This is a genomic window from Mycobacterium sp. 4858 (genome assembly GCF_900240975.1).
In the GTDB taxonomy this organism is placed as follows: Bacteria; Actinomycetota; Actinomycetes; order Mycobacteriales; family Mycobacteriaceae; genus Mycobacterium.
Window position 1 is genome coordinate 2395743 of sequence record NZ_LT968776.1, and the last position, 18771, is coordinate 2414513.

The 18771-nt window shown below is 68.5% G+C and carries 18 protein-coding genes; 7 read left to right on the forward strand and 11 right to left on the reverse strand.

The genetic code is table 11. From position 1 onward, the window contains the following. The first annotated feature begins 20 nt into the window (after nt 1-20). Nucleotides 21-1493, forward strand: coding sequence for an NAD(P)/FAD-dependent oxidoreductase (locus tag C1737_RS19765; protein WP_233214795.1), 1473 nt, complete (start codon nt 21-23; stop codon nt 1491-1493). On the opposite strand, the gene C1737_RS19770 is transcribed toward C1737_RS19765, so the two are convergent. After that, a complete protein-coding gene (locus C1737_RS19770) occupies nt 1490-2341 on the reverse strand; it encodes a LysR family transcriptional regulator (RefSeq protein WP_068098095.1) in 852 nt (283 codons plus the stop codon). The genes C1737_RS19765 and C1737_RS19770 overlap by 4 nt on opposite strands. Nucleotides 2342-2514: 173 nt before the next feature. On the opposite strand from C1737_RS19770, the gene C1737_RS19775 reads away from it, so the two are divergent. After that, nucleotides 2515-3477, forward strand: coding sequence for a DMT family transporter (locus C1737_RS19775; protein WP_102420036.1), 963 nt, complete (start codon nt 2515-2517; stop codon nt 3475-3477). Between the two features lie 47 nt (nt 3478-3524). On the opposite strand, the gene C1737_RS26905 is transcribed toward C1737_RS19775, so the two are convergent. The 3 genes from C1737_RS26905 to C1737_RS19785 all read right to left on the reverse strand — a co-directional run bounded on the left by C1737_RS26905 (nt 3525) and on the right by C1737_RS19785 (nt 5413). Further along, complete coding sequence (locus tag C1737_RS26905; protein WP_197516419.1) at nt 3525-3692, reverse strand: hypothetical protein; 168 nt, start codon at nt 3690-3692, stop codon at nt 3525-3527. Nucleotides 3693-3762: 70 nt separating this feature from the next. Next, nucleotides 3763-4452 (reverse strand): class I SAM-dependent methyltransferase, encoded by a 690-nt coding sequence (locus tag C1737_RS19780; protein WP_102419253.1) that lies wholly within the window; start codon nt 4450-4452, stop codon nt 3763-3765. Between the two features lie 61 nt (nt 4453-4513). Further along, nucleotides 4514-5413, reverse strand: a complete 900-nt coding sequence (locus tag C1737_RS19785; RefSeq protein WP_067926285.1) for a class I SAM-dependent methyltransferase — start codon at nt 5411-5413, stop codon at nt 4514-4516. Between the two features lie 131 nt (nt 5414-5544). On the opposite strand from C1737_RS19785, the gene C1737_RS19790 reads away from it, so the two are divergent. Then, nucleotides 5545-5967, forward strand: coding sequence for a nitroreductase family deazaflavin-dependent oxidoreductase (locus C1737_RS19790; protein ID WP_102419254.1), 423 nt, complete (start codon nt 5545-5547; stop codon nt 5965-5967). A 291-nt stretch (nt 5968-6258) separates the two neighbouring features. Further along, complete coding sequence (locus C1737_RS19795; protein ID WP_102419255.1) at nt 6259-7824, forward strand: SulP family inorganic anion transporter; 1566 nt, start codon at nt 6259-6261, stop codon at nt 7822-7824. 15 nt (nt 7825-7839) lie between these two features. Here the strand turns inward: C1737_RS19795 and C1737_RS19800 are convergent, their stop codons facing one another. Together C1737_RS19800 and C1737_RS19805 are read right to left on the reverse strand one after the other, a co-directional pair. Further along, nucleotides 7840-8313 carry a hypothetical protein gene (locus tag C1737_RS19800; protein ID WP_102419256.1) on the reverse strand — a complete coding sequence of 158 codons (474 nt, stop codon included), beginning with the start codon at nt 8311-8313 and terminating at the stop codon, nt 7840-7842. Nucleotides 8314-8373: 60 nt separating this feature from the next. Further along, nucleotides 8374-9231 (reverse strand): LLM class F420-dependent oxidoreductase, encoded by an 858-nt coding sequence (locus C1737_RS19805; RefSeq protein ID WP_102419257.1) that lies wholly within the window; start codon nt 9229-9231, stop codon nt 8374-8376. A 200-nt stretch (nt 9232-9431) separates the two neighbouring features. On the opposite strand from C1737_RS19805, the gene C1737_RS19810 reads away from it, so the two are divergent. After that, on the forward strand, nt 9432-10397 hold the full coding sequence (locus tag C1737_RS19810) for a 2-hydroxyacid dehydrogenase (protein ID WP_068098087.1): 966 nt from the start codon (nt 9432-9434) through the stop codon (nt 10395-10397). A 75-nt stretch (nt 10398-10472) separates the two neighbouring features. Beyond that, on the forward strand, nt 10473-11291 hold the full coding sequence (locus tag C1737_RS19815) for a formate/nitrite transporter family protein (protein ID WP_102419258.1): 819 nt from the start codon (nt 10473-10475) through the stop codon (nt 11289-11291). A gap of 18 nt (nt 11292-11309) precedes the next feature. Here C1737_RS19815 and C1737_RS19820 read toward each other — a convergent pair whose 3' ends face one another. Beyond that, the gene (locus C1737_RS19820) at nt 11310-12242 is read right to left on the reverse strand and encodes an LLM class F420-dependent oxidoreductase (RefSeq protein WP_067926301.1); all 933 of its coding nucleotides are present in this window, start codon (nt 12240-12242) and stop codon (nt 11310-11312) included. Nucleotides 12243-12358: 116 nt separating this feature from the next. Between C1737_RS19820 and C1737_RS19825 the strand changes: the two genes are divergently transcribed. Further along, nucleotides 12359-12811 (forward strand): ATP-binding protein, encoded by a 453-nt coding sequence (locus C1737_RS19825; protein ID WP_102419259.1) that lies wholly within the window; start codon nt 12359-12361, stop codon nt 12809-12811. A 10-nt stretch (nt 12812-12821) separates the two neighbouring features. On the opposite strand, the gene C1737_RS19830 is transcribed toward C1737_RS19825, so the two are convergent. From C1737_RS19830 to C1737_RS19845, 4 genes are all read right to left on the reverse strand, one after another. Next, on the reverse strand, nt 12822-14180 hold the full coding sequence (locus tag C1737_RS19830) for a wax ester/triacylglycerol synthase family O-acyltransferase (RefSeq protein WP_067926307.1): 1359 nt from the start codon (nt 14178-14180) through the stop codon (nt 12822-12824). 138 nt (nt 14181-14318) lie between these two features. Continuing rightward, on the reverse strand, nt 14319-16265 hold the full coding sequence (gene malQ, locus C1737_RS19835; RefSeq protein ID WP_233214796.1) for a 4-alpha-glucanotransferase: 1947 nt from the start codon (nt 16263-16265) through the stop codon (nt 14319-14321). A 239-nt stretch (nt 16266-16504) separates the two neighbouring features. Then, complete coding sequence (locus C1737_RS19840; protein ID WP_068098092.1) at nt 16505-17833, reverse strand: MFS transporter; 1329 nt, start codon at nt 17831-17833, stop codon at nt 16505-16507. Between the two features lie 179 nt (nt 17834-18012). Beyond that, nucleotides 18013-18606, reverse strand: coding sequence for a hemerythrin domain-containing protein (locus tag C1737_RS19845; protein ID WP_067926312.1), 594 nt, complete (start codon nt 18604-18606; stop codon nt 18013-18015). Between the last annotated feature and the right edge of the window lie 165 nt (nt 18607-18771).

An 18771-nucleotide genomic window follows, 5' to 3' on the forward strand; every position in this document is an offset into this window, starting at 1 on the left:
ACCGGATGACAAGCGTCGCCGTGATCGGCGCCGGACCGGGCGGGCTGGTGGCGGCCCGCTGGCTGTTGTCGCAGGGATTCGAGCCCACGCTCTTCGAGCAGGGTCCGGCGCTGGGCGGCCAGTGGGCGGCGTCGGCCGGGTCGAGTGGCGTATGGCCGGGCATGTACACCAACAGCAGTCGCACGATGACTGCCTTCAGCGACCTCGAGCACGACACCGACCTTGTCTACCTACCGAACCACGAGATTCTCGACTACCTGCGTCGCTACGCCGCCAAATTCGGGTTGATGCCACGTCTCCGGCTCCGCAACCGGGTGGAGCTGGTCAGCCGGGACGACGGGCCCGGGTGGCTCGTGAGTCATTCCGATGGGACCGACCGCTTCGAGCGCGTGGTGGTGGCCAGCGGCAGGTTCACTGCGCCGGCGGTGCCCGCTGTCGCCGGACTGGAAACGTTCTCCGGATGCGCGGGTGCCAGGCCCACATTCGGCTACCGAGATGCCGCAGCGTATCGCGGCAAACGCGTTCTGGTCGCCGGTTGCGCAATCAGTGCGCTCGAAATCGCTTCGGAACTCGCGCAACTCGGGGCGGCGCGCGTCGTCGTGACGCAGCGGCGACAACGATACGTCGTCCCGAAGTTCATTGGCGGCGTCCCCACCGACCACGTGCTCTACACGCGCTACGGCGCGTTAGCCGAAGAAACCCTGCCAGCAGAAGACATCGATCGCCAGGTGAAAGAGATCGTGGTCGGCGCGGCGGGAAGCCCCGAGCAATATGGCGCCCCAGCGCCCGACCTGTCGCTCTTCGCGGCCGGGGTGACGTTGAGCCAGCATTATCTTCCGTTGGTCGCCGAAGGCCGGATATCGGTGCGGCCGTGGATGAAAGCGGTGTTGGGCGCGACGGTCACCTTCGCCGACGACCGAGCGGAGGAGTTCGACGGGATGCTGTTCGGTACCGGTTTCGATGTGCGTCTACCGTTCCTGAGCGACGAAATCCAGCAGATTCTGGACCTTGACGCGATGCACCTGGACGCCGATCGGTTTACCTTTCATCCGGACCTCCCGGGGCTTGCGCTCATGGGCATGTGGGACCAGGCGGGCGGATACTTTGTGCCGCTGGAACTTCAGGCCAGGTGGATCGCCTACACGTGGGGCGGCGTCATACCCGATGTACCTGAAGCGGACCAGCGAACGGCAATCGATGCCTACCGCGCTCGTCGGGGGTTGTCCCAGAAAACGCGATTGAACCTCGCCGCCATCACGTTCGCCCGAGCCGCTGGCGTGGAACCGCGCCTGGAAAACTGGCCGCAGCTGCGCCGCGCCCTGCTGTTCGGCCCGCTGGCGCCGAGCTGCTTTCGGCTGGAGGGGCCCGATGCGCTGCCCGACGCGCCGGATCGGTTCGCGCGCGGGGCCGCGCGATTCGGCGCCATCACGTCAAACGACATGACGGAACGCGAAAAACGCGACTGGGCGGCACTATCTGGTGGCAGCCGTTAGTCCGCGGCGGCGAGCACCTCACGCACCGCCTCGTCCACGGTACCCAGCAACCCGGGGTCGATGCCGGCACGGCCGCGAACCAGGATGGATGCGAGGTTGGTGGGCGGTAGGCCCTCGGCCGGGCACACGCCGTCGGGCAGCGTGCCGATCATCGGCAGCAACGCCACCCCGAGCCCCGACCGTACCGCCGCGTACAGCCCGGACAGGTCGCCGCATTCGGCGGCGATCTCATAGTCGATGCCGTGGTTTTCGAGGATGGCGAACGCGGGTTCCCGCAACGTGCACGGCTCGGAGAAGATCACCAGAGGGAGTGGTTCGCGCGCCGGGAGCGCCAACGAGCGCGCCGAAATCCATTGCAGGCGAACCAACCCGGACGCGTTGGCACGGTCCAGGCCGGCGCCGTCGAGCATGATCGCCAAGTCAACGAGGCCGCGTTCGATCGAGTCGGCCAGCGACACGTTGCGGTCCAGCCGGAAACGCACCCGCCGGTCGGGAAGCCGCTCACGCAGCAGGCTGGTGAGCCCCGCCAGCATCACGTCCGCGCCGTGCTCGGTGGCCCCGATCGTCAGGAGCCTGGGCTCGGTGGCGCCGAGGTCGTCGAGCGCCGTGTCATGTGCGGCCAAGATCGTGCGGGCATGCCGCAGCACCCTCAGCCCGATCTCGGTGAACACAATGCCGCGGCCGGACCGCTGGATCAGCGGCTCACCGACGACCGCCTCGACCCGGCGCAGGTGTTGGCTGACCGCGGACTGGCTCAGGTGCAGCGCGGCGGCGGCGCGGTGAAATCCACCACAGTCGGCCACCGCGACGAGGCTGCGCAACGGCGCGATGTCCAGCACCTGGGGCATAGCAGCGACCATATTCCGATCAGTACCGCTAATCAATAGTCCAGTTACTTGAGGCGAATCTCGGCTGCCGACCCACTGGACTGATAAGTAAACGCGATCAGTCCCGATCGGCAATAATCGTTGGACTGCGCGGGTGGGCCTAGGCCAGCATGGGTCGTATGGACCTGCCGCGCATGCCGCTGACCACCGCGTCGGCGGTGACGTTCTTCTACGCCCTCGGTTATCCCATCGGGGTGCTGGCGGTGACGGCCATGACGCCCATGGCCGCGCTGGTGTTCCGCTTCGGTTTGGCCGCAATGGTTTTGGCGATATGGGCCGTGCTGGCCAAGGCGCCCTGGCCGCGGGGCGCGCAGTTCGGTCATGTCGTGGTGGTCGGCCTGCTGATCCAGGCCGTGCAGTTCTGCTGCCTCTACGAGGCCGTTCAGCGCGGATCGCCCGCGGTGCTGTGCGCGGTGGTGGTCGCGATGAACCCCGTCGCCACGGCCATCCTGGCCTCGCTGTTTCTGCGCGAGCCGCTCGGCCCCCAGCGACTGCTCGCGCTCGCCCTCGGTGTCCTCGCGGTGCTCGCCGCGTGCGCCAAACGGTTGGCGACCACCCACGGCGTGGACCCGGTCATCGTGCTGCTTGGCGTTGCCCTGCTCGGGCTTTCAGCAGGCGGCGTCTACCAGCAACGGTTCTGCACTGGCGTCGACTTTCGCACGATGAGCGCGCTGCAGAACGCGGTCGCGCTCGTTCCCGCCGCGGCGCTGGCGCTCCTCACGCCGTTCACCGTGCACGACGTCCGGCAGGCCGCGATCGCGATCGCCGGCATGGTGCTGTTGAACGCGACGCTCGCGGTGAGCCTCTACGTCCGGGCCATCAACACCCACGGCGCGGCTGCGGTCGCGATGCTGTTCGCCGTCATCCCCGCGGTCGCCGCGGTACTGGCGTGGCTCATCCTGGGCCAGCGTCCCGACCTCGGTGTCGGGGTCGGCCTCGTCCTGGGCGGATTCGCTTGCTGGCTCAACAGCGGGGCTTCCCGCTCACGCCGGGCGGCGGGGGTGACTATTGAACCCGATCGGGCGGTGCGGGTGCCGTCGATCGTTGCCCAGTCAACTCCCGCGTCGTGCGGGTCGCCGTCGAGTCGCGCACGATAGCTGACCGGCCGAGCGCCGATCCGCCAACTTGCCAGGCGTTGCGCAACCTAGCGCGTGCTTTCATCGGCCGTGTCATGGCGGGACTGCTGCAACCCGGGCGCGTCGGGGTCATCGTTCTGATGCTCGAGTTGTTCCTGCAGCTTGCGCTGTTCTTCGGTCGCCTGTCGGGCGTCGTCGGGCGCGGGCGGCGGGTCGAGATTGACTTGCTGGTCCACGTGAGCTCCTCTGACCGGTGATGTCGCTCCAGTCAGGGTCTCCCGAATCCCGCGCTCCGAAACCTCGCCGCTAGCCGAGATGCGCGGACAGCAGCCAGGCCCGCATCGACTTGCGGCCGTTGCCCTCGTCGCGAATGTCGGTGCCGGCGAAGGCCTCGGATCCCTCCAGGAAGCTGTCGGGCACGTTGGCGTGGATGCGTGCCGGCCGGATCTCGTCGATGACCCAGTACTTGGAGACCACGTCGCGCAGCTCCTCCTCGGTCACCGCGTTGATCGGGCTCTCGGCCGGCACGCCCTCACGGTCGAAGACCAGCACGAAATACGAGGCGCCCGGCGCGGCCGCCCGCACGATGGATCGCTGATAGCCCTCGCGTAGCTCGACGGGCATCGAGTGGAAAAGGGTGCTGTCGACGATCGTGCCGAATCGACCGTCGTAACCGTCGAAGGCGCTGATATCCGCGACATCGAAGGTGGCATTGGTAAGGCCACGCCTGGCCGCCTTCTCGCGTGCCAAATTGATGGCGGTGGGCGACTGGTCCAAGCCCACCGTGATGAAGCCGCGCTCGGCGAGGAACAACGACACCGCCGCCTCCCCGCATCCGGCATCGAGCACGTCGCCGTGGAACTTCCCGGCCTCGATCAGCGCGGCGATCTCCGGCTGCGGCTCGCCGATGCTCCACGGCGGGCGGTTGCCCTCGCCCATCTCCGGGGCTTCGCCCCGGTAGGCGGCTTCGAACATTTCGTGAGTCGGTTGAGACATGAAACCTTTGTATCAACCGCACTGATATATGTCAATGGGGTTGATATTGCGAACGGCCGGCTTAGGGCAGCGTGGCGGTCAGGTAACCGGAGTCCTCGCCGAAGGAAGCCAGCTCGTCGTCGGGCACCTCGAACCCGTGGGCGGCGAAGGCCTCCTCGGTGGTCCGGATGTCGACCCGCCAGCCGTGCGCCGCCAGGTATTCGGCGGCGGTGTTGCGATCGCCGGTGTAGAAGAGCTCGGCCAGATTGATGTCGGAGCCCAGGCGTTGCGACCGCTCGGTCAGCTTCTGCGCCCAGTCCGCCGGGATGTTGCGCAGATCCATGTGCTCGGTCGCGATCCGGCTGCCCGGCGCGGACAACGCGACGACGTTGTCGAACAAGCGGTCCTGCGCCTCGGGTGGCAGGTAGACGAGCAGGCCTTCGGCGCTCCACGCCGTCGGCGCGCCGGCGTCGAAGCCGGTCTTGACCAGGGCGGCCGGCCAGTCCTCGCGCAGGTCGATCGCCACCGTGCGGCGCTCGGCGGCCGGCGCGGCGCCCAGGTCGGCCAGCACCCGCGTCTTGAACTCGATGACCTCGGGCTGGTCGATCTCGTAGACCACCGTGCCGGCCGGCCAGGACAGGCGGTAGGCACGGGTGTCCAGGCCCGACGCCAGGATGACCGCCTGGCGGACCCCGGATTGCGTTGCCTGCATGAAGAAGTCGTCGAAGTATCGGGTGCGGACCGTGATCTGCTCGTTCACGGCCTCGCGATTCAGCAGGGGATCGTCGGAGCGGTCGATTTCGTTGTCGAGGAGCTTGACGAAGACCTCGCTGCCCACGGCGCGCACGAGTGGATCGGCGAAGGGGTCGTTCAGCAGCGGCTCAGGCCCTTTCGAAGCGATCGCCCGCTGGGCGGCCACCGCCGTTGCGGTCGCTCCGACGCTCGAGGCCAGGTCCCATGTGTCGTTCTCGGTGCGGGCCACTACCCGACTCCTCTCCCTGGTTAGTTAGCTCATTTAAGCGATACGGCCCACTCTACGCGCCCGTCGACGGACCGACGGACCGACGATTTCCGGGGGGATGACTGCGGCGCGGGGACGTGTTGAGATCGGGTATGGCCGACGAGATCGAACTGAGCCCGAGGGACTGGGTGCGCGAGCAGACCGAGCAGATCCTCGAGCAAGGCACGACCGACGGGGTCGAGATCCTGGACCGGCCCGTCGTGCTGGTGACGGTGACCGGAGCGAAGTCCGGCAAGAAGCGGTACGTGCCGATGATGCGCGTCGAAAACGACGGCCGATACGCCATGGTCGCGTCGAAGGGCGGAGCCCCCGCACACCCGTCGTGGTACTTCAACCTCAAAGCCAATCCGGACGTGACGCTGCAGGATGGCGACAAGGTCTTCGCGCTCAGCGCGCGCGAACTCGAGGCGGACGAGCGCAAGCAGTGGTGGCAACGGGCGGTCGAGGCCTATCCGCCCTACGCCGAATATCAGGCGAAGACAGCGAGGCGGATACCGGTCTTCGTCCTGGAGTAATTCGTTGAACCGCAGGTGATTTCGACGTGCGGGCGCGACCCCGCGCCTCATTGCGCCCCCGAGCGCACTGCGCGGCAAAAGATTTGCGTTCGATATGCGCCTGGAAGGTCGGGTTGCGACCCGGTGGGCCGCCCCATACCGTCGACACGCATAGGCACGGCACGCTGAAGCGGGACAACGACGTTCGCGGCGGTGTGGGATCGATTGTGCCCGAGAGCGTTACGCTCCGCTCCTGGTGCGTTACGGGTGGCTACCCGAACGCGCCCCTCATGCATATCCCAGGGAGGGCCGATGCCACACGCCGGGCGGCCAGCTGAAAACGACACCGAGCGGGCGCAACCGGTTCGAGGCGACCGGTGGCGCGCGGCCATTCAGTACGACCTGCCGGCGTCGTTGGTGGTCTTTCTGGTGGCGCTTCCCTTGTCGCTGGGCATCGCGATCGCGTCCGACGCCCCGGTGCTGTCCGGTTTGATCGCGGCGATCGTCGGCGGCATCGTCGCAGGGCGCCTCGGCGGGTCACCGTTACAGGTCAGTGGTCCGGCCGCCGGACTCACCGTCGTCGTCGCCGATCTGGTCTCCCAGTTCGGCTGGGCAGTAACATGTTTCATCACCGTCATCGCCGGGGCCCTGCAAGTGATGTTGGGAATCAGCCGAATCGCACGGGCCGCCTTGGCGATCTCACCGGTCGTGGTGCACGCCATGCTGGGCGGCATCGGAATCACAATCGCGCTGCAGCAGGTGCACGTATTGCTCGGCGGCCAATCGCAGAGCTCGGCCTGGACGAACGTCGTCGGCCTGCCCGCCCAAATCGTCGGCGCGCACCGGCCGGGGGTCGTGCTGGGTCTGCTCGTCATCGCCATTCTGATCGCCTGGCGCTGGGCCCCGGCCCGGGTGGCCAAGATCCCCGGCCCACTGGTCGCCATCGTCGCCGTCACCGTCCTCTCGGCCGCGTTGCCGTTCAACGTGTCCCGCATCAGGCTGGAGGGCTCGGTGCTGGAGGCGCTGCAGCTGCCCCAGCTGCCCGAGGGCGACTGGCGGGCGGTCGTGATCGCGGTGATCACCGTCACGCTGATCACCAGCGTTCAAAGCCTGTTGACGGCCGTCTCGATCGACCGCATGCACACCGGGGCGCGCACCGACTTCAACCGCGAGCTGATCGGGCAGGGCGCGGCGAATATGGCGTCGGGCGCGATCGGCGGGCTCCCGATCGCAGGCGTAATCGTGCGCAGCGCGGCGAACGTCAACGCGGGCGCCAAAACTCGCGCCTCGACGATCATGCACGGGGTGTGGGTCCTGCTGTTTGCCGTACCCTTCGCGGGACTGGTCGAACAGATCCCCACCGCGGCGCTCGCGGGGTTGCTCATCGTCATCGGAATCGAGCTGTTGAAGCCGGCTCACATCGAGACCGCCTCGCGCAATGGCGATCTCGCCGTCTATCTGGTGACGATCGTCGGCGTCGTCTTCCTCAATCTGCTGCACGGCGTGCTGATCGGACTCGCGGTGGCGGTCGTCGTCACCGGTTGGCGCGTGGTGCGGGCCAGGGTGGAAGCCAAGCCCGTGGATGGCGAATGGCACGTCTTGATCGAAGGCGCATGCACTTTCCTGGCCCTGCCCCGGCTGACGGGCGTGCTCGCGACGATCCCCGATCGCGCCGCGGTCACCATTCACCTGAGGGCAACCTACCTCGATCACGCGGCGCACCAAGCGATCAGCGACTGGCGGCGCCGGCATGGCGGCACCGGCGGAGAGGTCAAGGTCCACGACGGGCCGATGGAACCTTATGGGCGCGTGCGCAAGTCGTCGAAAGCCAACCGCCGCGCGGCCCATCTCAGCCTGGTCGAAGCGGACGCCGGCTAGCGGCCGTCGCGCCCCTCAGGATGCGTAGGCGGGTCCCCGCGGAAGCAGGTGACGACGAACAAGTTTGTGCCAGCGCCGTTGCCGGTAACGGAAAATAGCGCTCGCGACCCTTGCCACGACGGCCGTGGCGACCCCGGCGTCGATTTCGATCGTGTCGCTGTATCGGCACGACTGGTCGTCGATCGCTTCGACATGCAGCGTGTGGTTCCACGCCCGGAGAATCCCGCCGTGCTCGTGGGTGCGAACCGTTCCGGCGGCCTCGTCGATGTGCACAATCTCGATCGTGTGCCGGTAGGCCGGTAGCAGGTGGAAGGCGAACAGCCAGGCTGTCCCCCGCTCGCCCAAGCGCAGTGGCTCCGCGCGACCGCTCAGGGCGGGGATCGCGAACAGGCCCTTGCACACGTAAACGAAGGTGACGGGGGACAGCATCGCCGCCCAGACCCGGTCGGCCGTAGTGGGCAGGACCGTTTCGGTGTAGACGGTGCGCATCGCGCCTCCCAGCCGCAGGGTTTAGGGTACCCTAAGTATGCCCAGTGAGGCTGAGACGCGCTACCGCAGGTCGTCGGCGACCCGTTCCAGCGCGGCGAGGTGGTCGTCGACGGTCGCAAGCCCTGCGTTCATGGTGTTGACCGACAGGTGGGTGGCGCCGGCGGTTCGCCAAGCGGCGATGTCCGCGTACGCCTTGTCCGGGTTGCCGGTCCAGCTGACCCGGCCTTCCATGCCGAGGCTCTCCGCGTCCCGGCCTGCGGCCGCTGCGGCGCGCTGCACCTGTGCGCGCGCGTGGTCCAGACGGGGTCCCGGAGCGGTCATCGGGAACCAGCCGTCGGCGAGCCGCCCCGCGCGTTCCAACCCGCGGTCGGAGGCCGCGCCGATCCACACCGGAATCGGGCGTTGGGTGGGCAGCGGCGCGAGCCCCGCGGCGGTCACCGTGTGGTATTTCCCATCGAAGGTGACCGATCGTTCGGTCCACAGCCTGCGCAGGAGCTCGATCTGCTCCTCGGAGCGCCTGCCGCGATTGGTGAACGTCTCACCCAGCGCTTCGTATTCGACGGCGTTCCAGCCCAATCCGACGCCGAGCCGAAACCTGCCGCCGGTCAGCAGGTCGACCTCAGCGGCTTGCTTGGCCACCAGTGCCGTCTGCCGCTGCGGCAGGATGATGACGCCGGTCACGAGCTCCAGCGACGTGATCGCGGCCAGGTAGCCGAACATGACGAACGGCTCGTGAAACGTCGAGTCGATGTCGTAGGGGCCGTCCCAGCCCCGGTGCACGCCCGGGTCGGCGCCCACGACGTGGTCGTAGGCGAGGATGTGGGTGAATCCGAGCCCTTCGACCGCCTGCCCGTACGCGCGTACCACCGCGGGATCTCCGCCGAGCTCGGTCTGCGGGAACACGACTCCGATGCGCATTCGCGGTGCAACCAAGTCGCCGCGGATTTGCTTCCCGCGCGCGACGAAAAAGTTTGGGACGGTGCCGTCTTCGCGCCTCTCGGCAAGTGGTCGCTCGAAGCGACGGTTCTACAGGTGGTACCCGGGGGAATGTCCGACACCGTCGCGGTGGACAACGACCGCGGGTGCCCGGATATTTCCCCGCGCCCGATGATGGAGGGGTGACGACTGAAAAGATCCCGGGCGCGGTGCGGGTCGGCGCCTTCGAGCGGACGTTCGAAGCCGAGCTGACCGCGCGCTACGACATCACGAAGCTTCCCGACGGCCCCGGGCGGGCCGCTTTCCTGGCCGAGCACGGGCCCGACATCCGGGTGGCGATCACATCGGGGCCGCCCGGCCTCGACGCCGACACGATCGCGGCGCTGCCCAATTTGGAGGTCATCGTCAACAATGGGGCCGGGGTGGACATGATCGATCTGCCCGCGGCGCAGCGCCGCGGAATCGGTGTCAGCAACACTCCCGACGTCCTGTCGGACACCGTGGCCGACACCGCACTGGGCCTGATCCTGATGACCCTGCGCCGTTTCGGCGCCGCGGACCGCTACGTGCGGGCGGGCCGATGGGTGCGCGACGGCCCATTCCCGTACGGCCGTGACGTCAACGGTCTGCAGGTCGGGATCCTCGGCCTGGGCCGGATCGGCTCGGCCATCGCGACCCGTCTGTTCGCATTCGACTGTGCCATCGCGTACCACAATCGCCACCGCATCGACGGGTCGCCGTACCGCTACGCCGACTCGCCGGTAGAGCTGGCCGAGTCGGTCGACGTCCTCGTCGTGGCCACCACGGGCGATCCCCACACTCGCCACCTGGTCGACCGCACCGTCCTCGAGGCGTTGGGGCCGGAGGGTTACCTGATCAACATCGCCCGCGGCAGCGTCGTCGATCAGGACGCGCTCGTGGAGTTGCTGGCCGGCGGAGCCCTGGGCGGGGCGGGGCTGGACGTGTTCGCCGACGAACCCCACGTGCCGGCCGAACTGTTGACGCTGGACAACGTGGTGCTGTTCCCGCACATCGGCAGCGCCACCGGCCGCACCCGCAGGGCGATGGCGCTGCTGGCGATCCGCAACCTGGAGAGTTACCTCGACACGGGCGAACTGGTGACACCTGTCCTTCGACGGCGCAGGTGACGGCGCAACGGCTGGTGTCAGATGTCTCACACCGGATGGCCCGCCCGCCGAATAACGGGTATCTGGCCATCCACCATGAGTGAGACGACCCAGCGCGAGCTCGGACAGACCGACAGCCCGATCGAGGACGAGCTCGAGGATGCCTTCAGCAGGATGCTGAGCGAGGGCACCCAGCGCCTGCACCGGACCTGGCGCGGCGTGCTGGTCACCGGCTTCTTCGGCGGCACCGAGGTGGGGATCGGGGTGCTCGCCTATCTGGCGGTGCTCGACGCCACGCACCGTCCGCTGCTGGCCGGGGTCGCGTTCTCGATCGGCTTCCTGGCCCTGCTGCTGGGGCGCAGTGAGCTGTTCACCGAGGGCTTCATCATCCCCGTCGTCACCGTGGCCGCCAAGCGCGCCAGCCTCCCGCAGCTGCTCAAACTGTGGGGCGGCACCATGTTCGCCAACCTCGTGGGCGGCTGGGTGATCATGTGGCTGATCATGACCGGGTTTCCCGAACTGCACGCACAGACCATCGAATCCGGCACCCACTTCGCCACCGCGCCGCTGTCGGGTCAGAGCATGGCGCTGGCCGTTCTCGGCGGCATGGTCATCACGCTGATGACCCGGATGCAACACGGCACGGACTCCGTGCCCGCCAAGATCGCCGCCGCCGTCGCCGCCGCCTTCCTGCTCGCCGGGCTACGGCTGTTCCATTCGATCCTTGATTCGCTGTTGATCTTCGGCGCGCTGGCCACCGGCCACGCACCGTTCGGCTATCTGACCTGGCTGGGCTGGTTCGCCTATACCGTGGTGGGCAACATGATCGGCGGGCTGCTGTTCGTGACGTTGCTGCGGTTGCTGCGCAGCAAGGACCGGCTCGAGGAGGAACGCGCCGAGGCCGAGTCCACCTGACGAGCTCACTCATGCGTGTCAAAGCAGTTGCGGCATAACCTCGCTCGCCACCAACTCCAGATGCGCCAGATCGGACAGATCAAGCAACTGGGTGTACACGCGCTGCACGCCGATCTGTTTCCAGGCGCCCAGGTTGTCGACGATCTCGGCGGGCGTGCCGACGAGCGGGCTGTTGCCGCGTAACTCGTCGAGGTCACGCCCGATCGCGGCGGCCCGGCGGGTCACCTGCTTGTCGTTACGCCCAGCGCACAGCACGAAGGCGCTCGAGTAGACCATCGAGTCGGCCGGCCTGCCGGCCGCGGCGACCGCCTCCGCCACGCGTTGATACTGCTTCTCCGCCACGCCTATCGGCGCGAACGGAACGTTGAACTCGGCCGCGTACTTCGCCGCCAGCCGCGGCGTCCGCTGGGCGCCGAGGCCGCCGATGACGATCGGTGGGTGCGGGCGTTGCGTCGGCTTGGGCAGCGCCGGTGACCCGGCGATGGTGTAGTACTCGCCGGCGTAGTCGAAGGTCTCACCGGGCTCGGTCGCCCACAGGCCGGTCACGATGGCCAGCTGTTCGCTGAGCCGGTCGAACCGCTCGCGCAGCGGGGGAAACGGAATCCCGTACGCCTGATGCTCCTTCTCGAACCAGCCGCTGCCCAGGCCGAATTCGACGCGCCCTGAGCTCATCTCGTCCACCTGGGCCACCGCGATGGCCAGCGGACCCGGATAACGGAACGTTGCCGACGTCACCAGGGTGCCCAGCCGGATGCTCGATGTCTCCCGCGCGATCGCACCCAGGGTCACCCAGGAATCGGTGGGGCCCGGCAGGCCGTCGCCGCTCATCGCCAGATAGTGGTCGGACCGGAAGAACGCCGCGAAACCCAGCTGTTCGGCGGTCTGGGCAACCGCGACCTGATCGGCGTAGCGGGCGCCCTGCTGCGGCTCGATGAATGCTCGGAATTCCATAGGATCCCTCTGTATATCGTTGTACGGCAAGCCGATTCCCAATGTGTATCCGCCTGTGGCCAAAGCGAGACGGCCAACAAGTTAACACCACGCCCGCAACTGGGTATGCCCTTAGCATGACCTCACTACTTCCACCCACGGTCGTGACGCCCGCGCGGCTGACCTGCGCCGGTGCCGCTGACGCCGTTACGGCGGCCGAACTTCGCCGCGCCCTGCGCCGGTGGCTTCAGGACGTGACTGAGGCCCCCGCGGAGGTACGCGACGACATCATTCTGGGCGTCAACGAGGCCTTGGCCAACTGTGTCGAGCACGCCTACCGGACCCACCGCGCGGCGGGCACCATGAAACTGCAGGCAAGCCACGATCCCGCCGCCCAGTCGATCAGCGTGTGTGTCAGCGACCGCGGATCCTGGCACCACCCCTCGCCGCAGCGCCTCAGCGATCGCCACCGATCCCGCGGCATCATGCTGATGCACGCGCTCGCCGACCACTGCACCATCAATGCCCGTCCCAACGGCACCACGGTGTGCCTGGACTACACCACCAGGCCCCAGGCGGAGGCGTCCTAGGCCCCATCCGCTACACGCCGACGGCGCGTTCCAGGTCCTTCAGCGACGTCTCCAAGTGGCCCAGCAGCCGCTGCAGGTGCGGGACGCTGCGGCGGCAGCCCACCAGGCCGAAGTCGAGGTTGTCGGCATTGTTGGTCACGGTGATGTTGACCGCCTGGCCGTCGAGCGGGATGGACAGGGGGTAGTTTCCGTCCAGACGCGCGCCACGCCAGTACAGCGGCTCGGAGGGGCCGGTCGACACGTTGGAGATGACGATGTTGAACGGCGGTGACGCCGCCGACAGGTAGCCGGGGATCAGCCCGAAGAACAGGCCACCGATGTTGAATGCCGACAGGGCCAGTTGCTGAACCGGGGGCAACTGCTGGAACACCTCTTTGGTGTCGCGAATCGAGGTGCTGATGATCTCGAGACGCCGCGCCGGGTCGTCGAGATCCGTTGCCAAGTTGCACAAGAACGTGCCGACCTGGTTGCCCCCGCGGTCGTCGTCGGCCTTGCGGAGATTGACCGGCACCATCGCGGTCAGGGGGGCGTCCGGGAGTGCGCTCTGCTCGAGGAGGTAGGCGCGCAGGGCCCCGGCGCACATGGCGAGCACCACGTCGTTGATCGTCACTTCCGCCGCGGACTTGACCGCTTTGATCCGGTCCAGCGACCACGACTGTGCGGCCACCCGCCGGGCGCCGCCGATCCGGACGTTGAACATGCTTCGCGGCGCGCGGAACGGCAGCGTGAGTTGTTGCTCGAGGAGTGCGGCCCGCGCCAGCTTCAGCGTGGACGGCGCCAGGGCGAGCGCCGAACCGGCGGCGCCCCCGGCACGCCCGAGCAGCGACCGGCGCTTGTGCCCCCCGCTTCGCTTGCGCGGCCGGAGGGTCCACGGGACGCGCACTTCGTCGTCGTGCGGGTCGGGAGTGAAGGCGCGCTGCACCAGCCGCATCGCGGACACGCCGTCCATGAGGGAGTGGTGGTACTTGGTGTAAACCGCGTACCGGCCGTCCTGCAGTCCCTCGACCAGGTGGGCCTCCCACAGCGGGCGGTGCCGGTCGAGCAGGCTGCCGTGCAGCCGGGACGCCAGTTCCAGCAGGTCGCGGACCCGGCCCGGCTCGGGGAGGGCCGAGCGGCGCAGGTGGTAGTCGAGCTCGACGTCGTTGTCGAACGACCACGCGAGGTTGGTCAGACCGCCGAAGAAGGCAGGGTGCTTGCGGAACGTCGGTTGCACGTCCGTGCACTCGACCATGGCCTGGTAAGACTCGCGGACGAAATGGGGCCCGGCGTCCTCGGGCGGCTCGAAGAGTTGCAGCGATCCCACGTGCATCGGGTGTTCGCGCGACTCGCCGATGAGAAACAGCGCATCGGTCGGCGATATCGGTTCCATGGTCAACCCCGTTCTTTCGTTGCACCGTCCGCGCGGTACACGCCCATGTCGTAGTAGCCGCAGCGCGCGTTTGCTAATCGCGATTCACGACCCGATTCCGGCGGTGGGCCGAAGCGCTTGCGGCCGCGGCCGTTTGGCCTACTGCGACTCGCGGAAGGCGGCGGTGATCTCGGCGACCCGGGGGTCGGCCCGCAGTTCCTCGAGAGTTGCCGGCAGCGGAAGCCGCCAGTTCGGATACTCGTCGATGGTTCCCGGCAAGTTGGGCTGGCGGGGTTCGGCCAGCACGTCGTACGGCGAAATCAACTTCAGGCGGCTGGGGGTCGCCGCCAGCAATCGGTGCATCGCGGTGATGATCGCGGCCTCGTCCGGATCGGTGCCCGTCAGGAGCCCCTCGGCGCGCAGCAGCTGCAGCCACTCGGCCCGTTCCTTGTCGGCCACCGACTGTTCGCCCGCCACGTCGTCGAGCAGGCCGAGGTCGGCGCGGGCGCGCACGTGTTCGCCCCGCAGAAATCCGGCCGCCGTGGGCAGGTCGTGGGTGGACAGGCTGGCCGCCGCCCGCGACGGCCACCTCGCCGGCGGAAGCAGGGGCTCGTCGGGCGCGGACTGGTCGCGGGTGAACCAGGACACCGCGCACCCGAGCATCTCGTTGTCGGCCAGCGCCTGGGTCACCTCCGGTTCGACGGTGCCGAGGTCCTCGCCGACGACGGTGGTCCCAGCCCGGTGCGCCTCCAGCGCCAGGACCGCCAGCATGACGTCGGCGTCGTAGTGCACGTAGGTGCCGCGATCCGGGCCGTCGCCCGGGGGAATCCACCACAGCCGCCACAGCCCGGCCACATGGTCGATCCGGAGACCGTCGGCGTGGCCGAGCACCGCGCGCAGCATGTCCCGCAGCGCGGCATAGCCGGTGGCGGCGAGGCGGTCCGGCCGCCACGGCGGCAGTCCCCAATCCTGTCCCCGCGGGGTGAAGTTGTCCGGCGGAGCCCCGACGCTGACCCCCGCGGCGAGCACGTCGGCCAACGCCCACGCGTCGGCGCCGTTCGCGTCCACACCGACCGGCAGGTCGTGCAGGACGCCGAGCGCCATGCCCGCGTTCCGTGCGGCGTTGCGCACCGCGGTGAGCTGCTCGTCGCAGCGTTGCTGCACCCAGGTATGGAACGCCACCCGCGGCGCCAGCTCATGGCGGGCCGCCACCACCGCCGGCCCGGCGACGTCACGCAACGGCGCGGGCCAGCAGGTCCACCGGCCGCCGTGGCGCTCGGCCAGCGCGCAGTACGTGGCCCAATCCCGCAGCCCCGTCCCGGCGACCGATTCGTCCAGTGGGCTGGGGCGGCCTTCGGCGCGCCACAGCAACTCCAGGGCCGACCGTTTGGCCGCCCACACCAGGTCATAGTCGATGCGCTCGGTGGTCGCCGAGACCCGGAGCGCGTCCACCTCCGCACGGGTGTCCGAATCGGCCCGGCGATAGGCGTCGAGGTCCTCGACCCGTAAGGCCAGCGGGTTGGCGAACCGCCGGCTCGACGGGGTGTAGGGGGACGGTTGCACCGGATGCGTCGGTCCGGGGGCGCTGAGCGGGTTGAGCAGTACCGCGCCTGCCCCGTGCTCGGAGGCCGTCCACTCGACGAACTCCCGCAGGTCGCCCAGGTCACCCACGCCCCAGGACCGCGCCGACCGCAACCCGTAGAGCTGCAGCATCCAGCCCCAGGTGGCCGGCGTCGGCGGCACCCGCGGCGGCGCGGCCACCAGGGTGGCTTCCTGGCCGTCGCTCAGGTGCAGCCGATACCAGCCCGCGGCCAGGTCACCGGGCAGCTCGTCGTGCACCTCGATTTGGTCGCCGTCCTCGGCCACCAGCAGGGCGGCCCGGGGCAGCGGCCGGGGACGCCCGTCCACCCGTACCGCCACCGTCGGCGCCAGGGCGCCGGCGCGGTCCCGCTCGGCCAGTCGGGCCAACTCGCGGCGCCGGTCGGCTTCGGTCGCGGCGTCGACGTCGAGCAGGCCGAGCACCCGGATGACGACGTCGGCGTCGACCTCCACCGGCTCTCGCCGCTCATTTCGGTAGGAGGTCGCCACCCCGTGTGCCGCGGCCAACCGGCGAAGGTCATCGGGGACCGGTTTGGGCTGGGCCGTCAACGCGACGGCCCAGCCCAAACCGGTCCCCGATGACCTTCGCCGGTTGGCCGCGGCACACGCTGGAGCACACCGCCTATATACCCAGGCCGGCGATTCTCACACGCGGCCGTCGAAAACCGTTTCGTGGCAGTGGCTTTCACCTATCGGCTACGAAACAGGCGCGTGGTCAACGGGTTTGAGGTGTCTGAGCGGGCCGGCTACCTGACGTCGTCGGCCAGCTCGCGGGCCTCCCGCTCGCTTTCCACCGCGGGCCCGGACCCGGGCAGCGGTTTCCCGGCCACCTCCGGGGTGAACAGCAGCGTGACGGCGCCCACCAGGCCGCCGACGATCAGCATGTAGGCGGGCGCCATGACGTTGCCGGTACCCGACACCAGCGCCTGGGCGATCAGCGGCGTGGTGCCGCCCACGGCCGATATCGAGATGTTGTACGAGATGGCCAGCGCCCCGTAGCGCACGTTGGTGGGAAAAAGCGCAGGCAGCATCGCGGGTGCTGTGCTGTCGAAGCACAGCTCCATCAATCCGATCAGCAGCACGCCGAGGAAGATCACCGGGTAGATGCTGCCGAATCGGATGAGCAGGAACGCGGGAATGGAACCCACGACCAGCAGCGCGCAGCCGGTCCACATGATCGGTTTGACGCCGATGCGGTCGGACAACGCGGCGACCAGCACCACGGTGACCATCAGGATCGCCAGCGTCACCACAATCATCACCAGCCCGGCGGTGTGACCGACGCGCACGAACAGTTTCAGGTAGGTCGGCAGGTAGCCGGTCAGCATGAAGTCGGCCACCTGTGAGGTCAGCACCAGCGCGGCGCAGATCAGCAGGCCGCGCCACTGGTCGACGACCGTGCGCCGAAACTGCTGCCGGCCGCTCTCGGGCGGGTGCCCGGCGTCCGTCGCCGTTTCGTACGCGGAGGACTCCTCGAGCCGCAGCCGCAGGAACAGCGCGAACAGGCCGAACGGCAGGCCCAGCAGCAGCGGAATGCGCCAGCCGTACGTCAGCATGTCGTTCTCGGGCAGCCAGGTCTGCAGCCCGGTCACCAGCATCCCGGCGAGCACGAACCCGACCAGATTGCCCATCGGCAAAAACCCGACCATCATGCCGCGTTTGTGGTCGGGGGCCTGCTCGACCAGGTAGGTCATCGCGCCGACGTACTCGCCGCCGGTCGACAGGCCCTGAAAGATGCGGGCGATGACGAGCAGGATCGGTGCCCAGATGCCGATGGCGCTGTAACCGGGCAGCAGGCCCGTCACGGTGGTGCTCACGGTCATCATCAGGATGGTGACGACGAGCACCCGGTGCCGTCCGATGCGGTCGCCGAGCGGGCCGAAGATGAACCCGCCGAGCGGGCGCACCACGAAGGCTGCCGCCAGGGTGCCGAAGGTCGCGATGAGGTGGACGCCGCTGACGCTCTTACCGGGAAAGAACACCTGGGCGATGGTGGTGGCGATGTAGCCGTAGACGCCGAAGTCGTACCACTCCATGAAGTTGCCGATGGCGGTCCCCATGATGGTCTGGCGCATGGCCGGGTCGGCGACCCGGATCTCTTTGCGTGCCCATTTCCTCCGGCGGCCCCGTGCACTCATCGACGAATTGCGTACCCAGAAGTTGCGCGGGCCGAACAAATCTCACTCCCAACCGGCTCTATCGTCTTCATCGACCGGTGGCCGATGGTAGCGACCCGGGCCGGGTGCGCGAGAACTCACTGACCTTTCAGGCTGCCGATGCGAAGCGAGAAATCCTGCGGCGCAGACCGTTCCTGCGGCGCGGACTGCGCGGTGGCCTCGACGTCTTCGACATAGCGTTGGGGGTCACGGTCGACGATCGGCAGCCCTTCGGTGGTGGGATGTTCGGCCATGAAATCGCTGTATTGCCGCCCCAGCGCTTCGCGGAGGCCGATGGGGGCGGTCCGACGGAAGTCCGACAGCCCTTCTCGCTCCTCTTCCCCCATGTGGTCGTCGTTGGCCTCGCGGGTGCGTCCGACCGCGGCCCACCACTGTTCGGTGCCGACCTGGGCGGCGTCGGCGTCGCGCACTCCGTCGCGGATGTCGTTGTGGTCCCCGATGGCGTCGAGCGTCTCGCCTTCGGCCTCGTCGGAGCCGCGCCTGAGCAACTGCGGATAGAAGATCTTCTCTTCGACGTAGGCGTGGACGTCCAGCTTGTCGGCGAGGGGACGCCACACCCGCGCCAGCGCGGCCTGGTCCGACGGTGTCTGCGCCTGCAGGTAATCCAGCTTGGCGAACTGTTCGCGGAACCACTCGTGGTCGGCGAGGATCAACATGGTGATGTCGGCCATTGCGACGGCCCACCTCCTCACCGTTACGGTTCGCGGCCATGGTGTCCCATGGCGGCGGAACCAGTCAACCGGGGAACGCGCCGGCGGGGCGGCGCACACCGTGCGGATACACTAGGTCACCAGCGTGGCGATCGACAGCGATCGCACGCCGCTGAGCCCCACCGA